This is a genomic window from Cytobacillus firmus (assembly GCF_023612095.1).
Lineage (GTDB): Bacteria > Bacillota > Bacilli > Bacillales > Cytobacillaceae > Cytobacillus.
Map to the genome: position 1 here is coordinate 331,678 of NZ_CP086235.1, position 11,760 is coordinate 343,437.

The window sequence follows — 11,760 nt, forward strand, 5'->3', positions numbered from 1 at the left end:
ACAACAAGCTCGGATTGCGTGGAAACAGGAAAAGCGGAGGGTACGGAATGGCATATTCAGCGGAAAAGTTAAATGAGGAAAAAGTATTCAAAGACCCTGTTCATCGGTACATACATGTCAGGGACAGAGTCATCTGGGATTTAATCGGGACAAAAGAGTTCCAGCGCCTCAGAAGAATTAAGCAGCTCGGGACAACTTATTTAACCTTCCATGGTGCTGAGCACAGCCGCTTTAATCACTCGCTCGGAGTTTACGAGATTGTGCGCCGCATTTCCGATGATGTCTTTTTGGGAAGGCCGGAATGGGATGAAGAAGACCGCATCCTGACTTTATGCGCGGCACTTCTCCACGATTTGGGGCACGGTCCGTTCTCGCACTCTTTTGAAAAAGTATTCGACCTGGATCATGAGCATTATACGAGGGCGATCATTCTCGGAGACACCGAGGTCCATCATGTGCTTACAAGGGTAAGTGCCGATTTTCCGCAGAAAGTGGCGGATGTGATTGCCAAAACGTCTAAAAATAAGCTGGTCGTCAGCCTGATTTCCAGCCAGATTGATGCGGACCGGATGGATTATCTGCAGCGGGACGCTTATTTTACCGGTGTCAGTTATGGCCATTTTGATATGGAGCGGATTCTGCGTGTCATGAGACCGCGGGAAGACCAGGTCGTGATTAAGCAGAGCGGGATGCATGCTGTTGAGGATTACATAATGAGCCGCTACCAGATGTATTGGCAGGTGTATTTCCACCCGGTTACCCGCAGTGCAGAGGTCATCCTGACGAAGATCCTGCATCGCGCAAAAGATCTGCATGAACAGAAATACAAATTTAAATATGATCCGATCCATTTTTATTCTTTATTCAATGGGGAAATCACTCTTGAGGATTATATAAAGCTTGATGAAGCTATTATTCTTTATTATTTTCAGATGTGGCAGGAGGAAGAAGATCCGATTCTGAAGGATCTCTGCTGCCGCTTTATGGACAGGAATTTATATAAATATGTCGAATTCGACCCGGCGAAAGAATACAAGAAGCTGGCAGAGCTGTCGGCATTGTTTAAAAAGGCAGGCATGGATCCTGAATATTATCTGGTCGTCGATTCTTCATCAGATTTGCCTTATGATTTTTACCGTCCGGGCGAGGAAGAAGAAAGACTGCCGATTCATCTGCTGCTGAAAAATGGGGATATCCGCGAGCTTTCCCGTGAATCAGAGATCGTAGATGCCATTTCAGGGAAACGCCGAACAGATCATAAGCTGTACTTTCCGGCTGATTTTATTGCAGACGACAGCAAAAAACCAAACATTAAAAAGCAGATTAAAATGCTGCTGGAAATCGACTAAAACATAGATACGGGAAAAAACGGAGTAGGAGATGAAGAGCTTTGTTAAAGGATCACGCCAAACTAATGCACGCCATTGCAGTCTCTGAAGAAATCGTGGGACGGAAAAAGCTGCAGAAAATGATTTATATCGCCAAAAACATCGCATTTCCCTTTCAGGAAAGATTTCAATTTCACTTTTACGGTCCATATTCGGAAGAATTGACACTAAGGGTCGAAGAGCTCTGCAACATGGGATTCTTAAACGAAGTTAAGGAAAAAAAGGGAGGCTACTATCAGTATCGGTACACGCTCACTGAAACCGGCAAGGAATTTTTAGGCATCAACACAGTCGAGATGCCGAGCCTCCAGGACTGCCTGCTCGACATGAACGGCCAGAATGCCAGATTCCTTGAACTCGTCTCAACGGTCCTTTATTTCAATGACCTGCCAAAAGAAGAAGTGAAAGAAAAGGTCTTTACCCTGAAAAGCAAACAGCGCTACACGGATGAAGAAGTGGAACAGGCGTATCAATATATTGAAAGCTTAAGAGAAAAAGCCGGGCTGCATTGAGCGCCCGGCTTTGTTTTTTGCTGAAAAGGCTATCCGCAAATAAAGCCGCTCATTATGCAAAAACCCATAGAAAAAAGCAGTCTCCGTTATAGGAAACTGCCTCTTTTACGCAATTCTACTGGTCGCTTAAGCGTTTTCCGCCGATAGCATAGTGATTTTTGGTCATTTCTTCGATAAATACGACGATTTTGTCTTCTGGTGCACCAGTTGTTTCGCTGACGGCCGCTGTTACTTTTTCAGCGAGCGCTTTTTTCTGTTCCTCCGTACGGCCTTCAAGCATTTTCACGGTTACGTATGGCATTTCTTTTCCTCCTCATTATGTATGCTTGTTTGTATTTTTCCACTTTTTCCTGCAATGTGCAAGCCTGATTCCCTTTGACCAGGCGTTCATGTATACTTTTAGGTAAATAGCAGCGGCTTTTCCTACATAGTATGTATAAATAAAGCCTGGCTTTTTTAGCCGGCAGGAGAGGGAGTTTTGGCTTTTGGAACAATTTTTGGCGTTTTCTCTCAGGGAGATTCCCTATGTGGCGGTAACATTGATGATTGCCTTTACGGTTCATGAATTTGCCCACGCCTATATGGCTTATAAGTTTGGCGATCCCACTGCAAAAAATCAGGGAAGGTTAACGTTAAATCCCATGCAGCATTTGGATCCGATTGGGACGATCCTGATTTTTATTGCCGGTTTCGGATGGGCCAGGCCTGTACCGGTCAACCGCTTCTTTTTCAAAAATCCGAAGCTTGCCGGGATCTCGGTCTCCATTGCAGGGCCGATATCCAATCTGGTGATGGCTGTTCTGGGCTTTTTCATCTGGTATGCCCTTGCCGGAACAGGGCTCGCAGCTTCGTTTCCAGCGTTTGTGGCAGATTTCCTGAATATTTTTATTCAGCTGAATTTAGTGCTGTTTGTATTTAACCTGCTGCCGTTTCCGCCGCTCGATGGCTACAGAATTATCGAGGATTTGGCACCGGCCCATATTCGCCCGAAAATGACCCGGTTTGAGGCATACGGCTCCGTTATTTTTCTGATCCTTGTCATTACACCGCTGGATCAATACACCATCCAGCCGATTTTTAACACCGTATTGCCGGTTTTGGCGAGCGGCCTAAATGATTTTTTCTATGAATTATTTATGACATAATAATAAGAACACAGTACTTGGATAGGAGGACGTGAAGATGGAAGAAAAAAAGAAAAAGAAAGTCGATTTTAATATTATCAAGAGCGACCCGACTGATGGGCATGGCGGATTCGGGGTAGGGACTCTTAGCCTTGATAATGTGACACCGGTCATTATTGATGTGGATGCGGCGGAGGCGTCTATTGAAGTGGGTGCCATGCATGCGCGCAGTCCAGTGGAAAAAGGCATCAAGTTTTTGAAAAGCAAAGAGGAAGTGCCCAACGGAAAGCCGTACTGGCTGATTTGGATTACCATTGACCGCAAAGAGGGAGGCGCCTACTATGCAGGCGTTACGGCCTGCGAAATGACGGTCGACAGGGAGATTCGCCGGGGCTACAAATCGCTTCCCGAGCATGTGAACCGCATGGATAAATCGATTAAAAGACATATCATTGTGGATCATATGGACGAAAAATCCAAAAAAGTGCTGGTCGATTTCCTGAAAAACCATGATGCTGGCATGTGGGAAAGATCGGCGGAACAGCTAAAAACAGATTTACAAGCCATTTAGAAAAAAAGTCTAATTTTGTGACGAAATTGTGACATTTTTTTGACGTGATTTTCTAACTACTTGTACAATTCCCGTAAAAAAAGTAAACTAATTAACAGTGTGAAGGCACAGTATAGCACTAGGACACGAAAAACCCCGGGATTCGGACCCCGGGGTTTTTCATTTTATATTTATTAAGGTGACAGGTACCTATACCAGTTGAGTGAAGTGGTATAGGTACCTGTCACCAACGGAACAACTTCTTATACCAAGGTGTCTCCGGCTTCGTTTCAGGCTGCTCTGACTTTTCCTCTTTTTTGTGGTTCAGGTGGTCTGTACAGTATTCCGCAGGTTCTGTACCTTCTGCAAAGTAGGTAAGGCGCTTGACGGGGCAGTTTTCCCCGGCTATTTTTCCGTTTGCGGGGTCGATGTAGACGCCGGCTGTGCCTTTAGGGGCTTTGAATTCCTTGGCTGGCTTCCCTTTATGGGCTTGTTCCATGAACCGGATCCAAATGTTTTTGGCATACGTTTTTTCAACGGTTTTTGTAATAACCTGGCCTTTGTCATAGCCGGTCCATACTGCGGTAACCAGCTGCGGTGTAAAGCCGGCCATCCAGCTGTCCGTTTCGGTTGAGCCCGACTTGCCGGCGTACGGGCGGGTCATATCATTGATAACGGTGCTTCCCGTTACCTGGGCATAGCCGTTCAGCTTCCGGTCAAAGATTCCCGTCATCATATGAGTCATGACGAAGGCGAGATCCGGCTTCAGAACCTTCATCTGGAACGGCTCCTGCTCATAGATGACTTCGCCTTTATGATTTTCCACGCGCTTAATCAGCACCGGTGATATCTTTTTCCCGCCGTTGGCAAACATGCTGTAGGCGTTCGCCAGCTCAATGACTCTCATACCCGATGTGCCGAGTGCCAGAGAAGGAACCTTCGCCATTTTAGAAGTGATGCCAAATTTCTTGGCTGTATTGACAAGCGTGTCTTCTCCTAAAAATAAATGGGTCTTCACTGCATACACATTATCAGATAAAGCCAGGGCTTGGGCCATTGTGATCTCGTCATCCGCATATTTGCTGTTGAAGTTATGCGGTGTGTAGTCCGGTGTGCCGTCTTCAAAGCGGAACGTCGTCTGCTCGCTTCGGATGGGGGTGGAAGGGGTGAATCCCTGCTCCAATGCTGCGTAATAAAGCAGCGGCTTGATCGTCGATCCCGGCTGCCTGACGGCCTGGACTGCCCGATTAAAGGGACTCTCCTCATAATCCCGGCCGCCGACCATCGCTTTCACATATCCGTTCTTCGGATTCATGGCCACAACCCCGACCTGAATCTCCGAGTCTTTTGAAATCATCTTATCCACTGTTTCTTCCGCGATTTCCTGTTCCTTCAGATCCAAAGTGGTATAAACCTTTAATCCGCCTAATTCAATGGTCCGGTCATCCAGCTTCAGCTGCGTTTTAAAGCATTGCGGACCGCATCCTGGAAATAGGGGGCTGTTTTCGCCCGGCGGTGCATATGCTCCCCGACAAGATCAAGCTCCTCAGCCGCAGCAAGATCTGCCTCCTTTTGGCTGACCATCCCGTTTTTCACCATCGTCTGCAGAATCACCCTCTGCCGCTGTTCTGCTTTTTCCGCTGATGCAAATGGCGAATAAATGCCAGGACCCTTAGGGATTCCGGATAAAATGGACGCCTCAGCCAATGTAAGCTCTTTGGCATCCTTCCCGAAATAAAAATGGCTAGCTGCCTGTGCTCCATAAGCCCCGTTGCCGTAGTAAATCGTATTTAAATAGCCTTCAAGGATTTCCTTCTTCGTATAATTCATCTCAAGCCTGATGGTATAAAAAGCTTCAAGCAGCTTCCGCTTCCAGGTTTTTTCGTGCTCGAGAAACAGGTTGCGGGCATACTGCTGGCTGATGGTGCTGGCCCCCTGAACCTTAGCCATTGCTTTGAGGTCAGCGAGAGCGGCACCGGCAATTCTTTTATAATCAAAGCCATTGTGATCGAAGAAATTTTTATCCTCAATCGAAACCGTCGCATCAACCAGATGCGGGCTGATGTCATCAAGAGGTGCCCAGTAGCGCTTTTGCCCGTTGTGGCTTTCTCCGATCACCGTGCCATCTTCAGAGAAAAATAAAGTCGACTGCGGAACAGCGAGCGGCGGCGGTCCCAGGATTTTGGCATATACCAGAATGCCCCCAATCATTACAGCAGCTAAAGCCATTCCTATTAAGCTAATAATGAGAAATGCACGCAAATATTTCATTGTTTTTCTGAATCGCTGATCGGTCATTAATTCCAAGTGTGGCACCCCCTGAATCTTTCTAAGTGCAATGCGAAAAATAAAATAAGCATAAGTACATATCCTTAGTATTGAAAAAACAGTCCGATTTTAAACATCTTCTCTATTAAAAAGCGAAATTTTTCTTGCAATTTTGCTAGATTCATCTATACTTTTTCTGTGTTTGTTATTTACATGTTAGGGAAGTATAAAAGATGAAAATGCTTTTTGCTGCTCTTTAGTGATAATTCATTTTTTTTATGGAAGGAATGATTAAAGAATGGGACTTTGGTTTACAGAGAAACAAACAGAGAACTTTGGCATTACGATGAAGGTGAAGCGTACTTTACATACAGAACAGACAGAATTCCAGAAGCTTGATATGGTGGAAACAGAAGAGTGGGGCAATATGCTGCTTCTTGACGACATGGTTATGACTTCAATCAAGGATGAGTTTGTGTACCATGAGATGGTTGCGCACATTCCTTTGTTCACACATCCAAACCCTGAAAACGTTCTTGTAGTAGGCGGCGGGGACGGAGGCGTTATCCGTGAAGTCCTTAAGCACCCAAGCGTGAAAAAGGCGACTCTTGTAGATATCGACGGTAAGGTAATTGAGTACTCAAAGAAATTCCTTCCTGAGATTGCAGGCAAGCTTGATGACCCGCGCGTAGATGTACAGGTGGGCGATGGCTTCATGCACATTGCTGAAAGCGAAAATGAGTATGATGTAATCATGGTAGACTCAACTGAGCCGGTAGGACCTGCGGTAAACCTATTCACTAAGGGCTTCTACGCTGGGATCTCTAAAGCTCTTAAAGAAGACGGCATCTTCGTGGCCCAGTCTGACAACCCGTGGTTCAAAGCGGACCTTATCCGCAACGTGCAGCGCGATGTGAAAGAAATTTTCCCGATCACACGTCTTTACACTGCCAACATTCCTACGTACCCAAGCGGGATGTGGGCGTTCACAATCGGCTCTAAAAAATACGATCCATTAGAAGTAAGCGAGGAGCGCTTCCATGAGATCGAAACAAAATACTACACAAAAGAATTGCATAAAGCGGCATTTGTGTTGCCTAAATTTGTTGCAGACTTAGTGAAGTAATGGACAGGCTGCTACTCAGAGCAGCCTTCCTGAATACAGAAAAAGTGAGGGATGACCTTGGTGCGTTTTGATGAAGCCTATTCAGGCAATGTGTTTATTAAAAGCCATCCTAGTTATGAAGAAAGTGAAGCAGTCATTTATGGCATGCCGATGGACTGGACGGTCAGCTATCGTCCGGGATCCCGTTTCGGCCCTGCCCGTATCCGCGAGGTGTCTATCGGGCTTGAAGAGTACAGCCCATACTTGGACCGTGAGCTTGAAGAGGTAAAATATTATGATGCCGGCGATATTCCACTGCCATTCGGAAATCCGCAGAAAAGCATCGATATGATTGAAGAGTTTATCGATCAGCTTCTGGCTGAGGGTAAATTCCCGCTAGGCATGGGAGGAGAGCATCTCGTTTCCTGGCCTGTCATCAAAGCGATGTACAAAAAATATCCGGATCTGGCGATTATCCACATGGATGCCCATACAGATCTGCGCGAGGATTATGAAGGGGAGCCATTATCCCACTCAACACCAATCCGCAAAGCAGCTGACCTGATTGGGCCAGGCAATGTCTATTCTTTTGGCATCCGTTCCGGCATGAAAGAAGAATTCCAGTGGGCGAAGGAAGTCGGCATGCACATCTCGAAATTCGAAGTGCACCAGCCATTGAAAGAGATTCTGCCTAAGCTTGCCGGACGTCCGGTCTATGTAACAATTGATATTGATGTTTTAGACCCTGCCCATGCGCCGGGTACTGGAACAGTGGACGCAGGCGGCATCACATCAAGAGAGCTTCTTGCTTCTATTCATGAAATTGCCCATTCAGATGTAAACGTTGTGGGAGCTGACCTTGTCGAGGTCGCGCCAATCTATGACCCATCTGAACAAACGGCCAATACAGCGAGCAAACTGATTCGGGAAATGATTCTTGGATGGGTTAAGTAAAAGAAACGGGGACATAGGTCTCCGTTTTTTTATTCGACAAATTTCGGGCGGTACCTGTCACCTTCTTGCACTTTCCCCATCAAATATTTATACTTATATAGTTATATATGATGAAAAGGATGTGTTGCCGTTGTCCAGTAGCTCAGCGGAACAAATGCCTGTGAAGATTAATGTGAAGACAGATATTCGCAGTGGAGGCAGCAAAGAGACTTTTGAATTGACTGCTTTTGGCCGATACTATATAAAAGATTCCGCCCGTTTCCTTCAGTATGACGAAGTGATGGAACAGGGAACAGTAAAGACGATTATAAAAATGTCCGATGCAGACGGGCTGATTTTACGAAGCGGCGCCGTGAAAATGAGGCTCCCTTTTAAAATGAATAAAAAGCTCCGCGGAAGCTACGAGACGCCGTACGGAGTGTTTGAGATGGGTACGGTGACCAAGCGGATGGTCCATCAATATGATGGCGAATCCGGCAAAGGTTCGATTGATATTTTATACGACCTGAAAATGCAAGGATCCCAGGCAGGTACATACCATTTGGCGATTACGTTTGAGGAGGAGAACAATGAACATAGTTGAACAGGTGCAAGGCAAATTAAAGCAGGAAATTAAGGATGCGGTTGTGAAAGCCGGTTTGGCAGCGGAAGAGCAGATTCCCGATGTGATACTTGAAATCCCGAAGGAAAAGTCGCATGGCGATTATTCCACGAATATGGCAATGCAGCTGGCGCGAGTGGCAAAAAAGGCGCCAAGAATGATTGCAGAAGAGCTTATTGCTTCTTTTGACAGCTCAAAAGCTTCCATCGAAAAAATTGAAATCGCCGGACCTGGCTTTATCAATTTTTACATGAATAACTCATATCTGACTGATCTGATTCCGGCCGTTCTGGAAGCAGGAGATCAGTACGGAGAAACAACAGTTGGCAACAATCAGAAGATCCAGGTGGAGTTTGTTTCCGCTAACCCGACAGGGGACCTGCATCTTGGACATGCCCGCGGCGCAGCTGTTGGCGACTCCTTATGCAACATTTTAGACAAAGCCGGCTACGATGTGTCCCGTGAGTACTATATCAATGATGCCGGCAACCAGATCAACAATCTGGCTCTATCGGTTGAAGCCCGCTATTTCCAGGCTCTTGGCCTGGATAAAGAAATGCCTGCTGACGGATACCATGGCGAAGATATCATCGGCATCGGCAAAAAGCTCGCTGAGGAGCACGGCGATAAATATGTAAATGCAGATGAAAAAGAGCGTTTTGACTTTTTCCGTGACTACGGCCTGAAATATGAAATGGCGAAGCTGAAGCAGGATCTTGAAGATTTCCGCGTTCCATTCGATGTCTGGTACTCGGAAACATCCCTTTACCATAATGGCAAAATTGACACAGCCCTTCAGGCATTAAAGGATAACGGCCACATATACGAGGAAGAGGGCGCTACATGGTTCCGTTCCACCACTTTCGGTGATGACAAAGACCGTGTCCTCATTAAAAATGACGGCTCTTACACGTATCTGACTCCAGATATCGCTTACCATAAAGACAAGCTTGAAAGAGGCTTTGAAAAGCTGATCAACATTTGGGGCGCTGACCACCATGGCTACATTCCGCGCATGAAGGCGGCCATCCAGGCGCTTGGCTATGACCGTGATGCACTTGAAGTCGAGATCATCCAGCTTGTACATCTGTATAAAAACGGCGAAAAAATGAAGATGAGCAAACGTACCGGCAAAGCGGTAACAATGCGTGACCTTGTAGAAGAAGTAGGACTGGACGCAACACGCTATTTCTTCGCGATGAGAAGTGCGGATACACATCTTGATTTCGACCTTGATCTGGCTGTATCCCAATCCAATGAAAACCCTGTTTACTATGCACAGTATGCACACGCGCGTATTTCCAGCATCCTGCGCCAGGGTGAGGAACAGGGCATGTCTGCAGAAGCGGCAGATTATTCCCTGATTTCTGCGGAAAAGGAAATCGACGTTCTGAAGAAGATCGGCGAATTCCCGCAGGCTGTCGGCGAAGCAGCGCAAAAGCGCATGCCGCACAGAATTACGAACTATATTTATGAACTGGCTTCATCTTTCCACAGCTTCTACAATGCAGAAAAAGTATTGGATGCGGAAAATCCGGAAAGAACGAAAGCCCGTCTGGCACTGATCAAAACGGTTCAGACTACTTTGAAGAACTCACTGAAATTAATCGGCGTATCTGCTCCGGAAAAAATGTAATGATGGAAGCTGGCACTTATTGGTGCCGGCTTTTTTCATGTTTTAGACGAAAAAGGGGAAGCTAAAGTCATATGTTTAAGGATATTGTGAAACTGGTAAAACATAGTAAGTCATTTTAGGAGGGTCTCATGAAAATCGTTCTTTTATCCATTCTTACAGGATTCGTAGTCGGCTTTGTCTTTGCTTTCATGAAGCTGCCAATTCCTGCTCCGCCAGCGCTTCCCGGCATTATGGGGATTGTCGGCATTTACCTCGGGTTTAAAGCATATGAAGTGGTTCTGCCCTGGCTGCAGGGGATATTGAGATAAGGGTGTCCACGTGAGGTGTGGACATCTTTTTTTCTAATTGTGAACTTTGCAAATAGATCCGGAAGGTTTGCAAATAAACCAGGGAAATCAGCAAATAGATCTGGAATATTTGCAAATAAACCTTGAAATTCAGCAAATAGATTCGGAAAACTGCAAACAAACCCCGCAAGCAAACCGAAATCCAGACAGCAAACTAAAACCTAAAGAGCAACTCTCAAAAAATTAGTCAGCAAACGAGCCAAATCAGCAGCCAAATGATAAATTTAGGAACTAACCTGTCAAAACCGCCAAAAAAACACTGCATGTTACATCCGGACGGGCATATCATGGTAAAAACCCTTCCGGAAAGGACATGCCTGCCCATGAAGCCACAGTTTGCAGCCTCACTTTACGCAACTATTTCAATCAGTTTTTGGGGAGTCTCTTTTGTCTCCACGAAAGCGGTTTTGGATAAGCTGGACCCTTATACATTAATCATGCTCCGGTTTGCCATCGGAGCCGCTTTTCTGCTCCTTGTGCTCCTCCTGAAAAGATATCCGCTCCAGATTCCGTTTAAGTATATTCCCCATTTAATTGTTCTCGGTGTACTTGGCGTTTTCATCCATCAGGTCATCCAGGTCACAGCCTTAGAGACGATAGACGCCTCCTCTGCGGGATGGATTATTTCTTTTTCACCTGTTTTTACCGTGCTTCTCTCCATGATCTTTCTTCATGAAAAATTGACATTCCTGAAGACACTGGGCATTATAACTGCCATTTCCGGTGTGCTCATGGTAACGGGAGCGAGGAGCGGCCAGACACTGGGATTTGCTATGAATATAGGATATTTCCTCATGATTCTAAGTACACTGAATTGGGCCGTATATTCCATTCTGGTAAAAAAACTGCATATTAAGCTTCCGTCCCTTGTGGTCACTTTTTATATGAGTCTGCTTGGCTGCATGCTGACAATTCCCTTTTTATTGAGAGATAGAGGATGGGAGAAATTCCATCTATTATCTGGTTCAGAATGGGGCCATATTTTGTTTCTGGGCATATTTGTGTCTGGGATTGGCTACTGGTACTGGTCTAAGGCACTCGAGGTTTTGGAAGCTTCCAAAGTATCGATGTTTATCTATATGGAACCGCTGTTTACCTTTATAGCGGCTATTCTATTGCTTCGTGAAAAAATCCTCTTCATAAGCATCATGGGCGGAATCATAATTATGATAGGAGTGATCATGGTGAATGGTCAGCTGAAATATTTTTCATGGAGGAAACGATAATCACGATCTGAAAAAATGCGCAGCCTGTGTAGTCTCCGCAGACTGCGGA

11 protein-coding genes and 1 pseudogene are annotated in these 11,760 nt (G+C 45.7%); 10 read left to right on the forward strand and 2 right to left on the reverse strand.

The features are described from left to right. The first annotated feature begins 47 nt into the window (after positions 1–47). Both LLY41_RS01775 and LLY41_RS01780 read left to right on the forward strand, forming a co-directional pair. The gene (locus LLY41_RS01775; RefSeq protein ID WP_048009459.1) at positions 48–1,349 is read left to right on the forward strand and encodes an HD domain-containing protein; all 1,302 of its coding nucleotides are present in this window, start codon (positions 48–50) and stop codon (positions 1,347–1,349) included. A 41-nt stretch (positions 1,350–1,390) separates the two neighbouring features. Beyond that, the gene (locus LLY41_RS01780) at positions 1,391–1,900 is read left to right on the forward strand and encodes a YwgA family protein (RefSeq protein ID WP_095243185.1); all 510 of its coding nucleotides are present in this window, start codon (positions 1,391–1,393) and stop codon (positions 1,898–1,900) included. Positions 1,901–2,015: 115 nt separating this feature from the next. Here LLY41_RS01780 and LLY41_RS01785 read toward each other — a convergent pair whose 3' ends face one another. After that, a complete protein-coding gene (locus LLY41_RS01785; protein WP_304586752.1) occupies positions 2,016–2,201 on the reverse strand; it encodes a 2-hydroxymuconate tautomerase in 186 nt (61 codons plus the stop codon). 184 nt (positions 2,202–2,385) lie between these two features. Between LLY41_RS01785 and LLY41_RS01790 the strand changes: the two genes are divergently transcribed. Next, the gene (locus tag LLY41_RS01790) at positions 2,386–3,045 is read left to right on the forward strand and encodes a site-2 protease family protein (protein WP_095243187.1); all 660 of its coding nucleotides are present in this window, start codon (positions 2,386–2,388) and stop codon (positions 3,043–3,045) included. A gap of 37 nt (positions 3,046–3,082) precedes the next feature. Then, positions 3,083–3,595, forward strand: coding sequence for a YwhD family protein (locus LLY41_RS01795; protein ID WP_095243188.1), 513 nt, complete (start codon positions 3,083–3,085; stop codon positions 3,593–3,595). Positions 3,596–3,818: 223 nt separating this feature from the next. Here LLY41_RS01795 and LLY41_RS01800 read toward each other — a convergent pair. After that, a pseudogene (locus tag LLY41_RS01800) lies at positions 3,819–5,881 on the reverse strand (transglycosylase domain-containing protein). Between the two features lie 259 nt (positions 5,882–6,140). On the opposite strand from LLY41_RS01800, the gene speE reads away from it, so the two are divergent. The 6 genes from speE (at position 6,141) to LLY41_RS01830 (ending at position 11,711) form a co-directional block, all read left to right on the forward strand. Next, the gene (gene speE / locus LLY41_RS01805; RefSeq protein ID WP_095243190.1) at positions 6,141–6,968 is read left to right on the forward strand and encodes a spermidine synthase; all 828 of its coding nucleotides are present in this window, start codon (positions 6,141–6,143) and stop codon (positions 6,966–6,968) included. Between the two features lie 60 nt (positions 6,969–7,028). After that, complete coding sequence (gene speB, locus LLY41_RS01810; protein ID WP_095243200.1) at positions 7,029–7,901, forward strand: agmatinase; 873 nt, start codon at positions 7,029–7,031, stop codon at positions 7,899–7,901. Between the two features lie 130 nt (positions 7,902–8,031). Then, complete coding sequence (locus LLY41_RS01815) at positions 8,032–8,484, forward strand: YwiB family protein (RefSeq protein ID WP_304586753.1); 453 nt, start codon at positions 8,032–8,034, stop codon at positions 8,482–8,484. After that, entirely contained in the window at positions 8,471–10,138 is a 1,668-nt protein-coding gene (gene argS / locus LLY41_RS01820) for an arginine--tRNA ligase (RefSeq protein ID WP_095243191.1), read from the forward strand. Before LLY41_RS01815 ends, argS begins: the two co-directional genes overlap by 14 nt. Positions 10,139–10,266: 128 nt before the next feature. Continuing rightward, positions 10,267–10,446, forward strand: a complete 180-nt coding sequence (locus LLY41_RS01825; protein WP_035328032.1) for a XapX domain-containing protein — start codon at positions 10,267–10,269, stop codon at positions 10,444–10,446. Between the two features lie 362 nt (positions 10,447–10,808). Continuing rightward, the gene (locus LLY41_RS01830; protein ID WP_304586754.1) at positions 10,809–11,711 is read left to right on the forward strand and encodes a DMT family transporter; all 903 of its coding nucleotides are present in this window, start codon (positions 10,809–10,811) and stop codon (positions 11,709–11,711) included. Positions 11,712–11,760: the final 49 nt, after the last annotated feature.

Bases quoted from the DNA above. Each gene is read 5' to 3' on its own strand.
- LLY41_RS01775 (WP_048009459.1), top strand. From the start codon at position 48: ATGGCATATTCAGCGGAAAAGTTAAATGAGGAAAAAGTATTCAAAGAC.
- LLY41_RS01785 (WP_304586752.1), bottom strand. From the start codon at position 2,201: ATGCCATACGTAACCGTGAAAATGCTTGAAGGCCGTACGGAGGAACAG.
- LLY41_RS01795 (WP_095243188.1), top strand. From the start codon at position 3,083: ATGGAAGAAAAAAAGAAAAAGAAAGTCGATTTTAATATTATCAAGAGC.
- speE (WP_095243190.1), top strand. From the start codon at position 6,141: ATGGGACTTTGGTTTACAGAGAAACAAACAGAGAACTTTGGCATTACG.
- argS (WP_095243191.1), top strand. From the start codon at position 8,471: ATGAACATAGTTGAACAGGTGCAAGGCAAATTAAAGCAGGAAATTAAG.
- LLY41_RS01825 (WP_035328032.1), top strand. From the start codon at position 10,267: ATGAAAATCGTTCTTTTATCCATTCTTACAGGATTCGTAGTCGGCTTT.
- LLY41_RS01830 (WP_304586754.1), top strand. From the start codon at position 10,809: ATGAAGCCACAGTTTGCAGCCTCACTTTACGCAACTATTTCAATCAGT.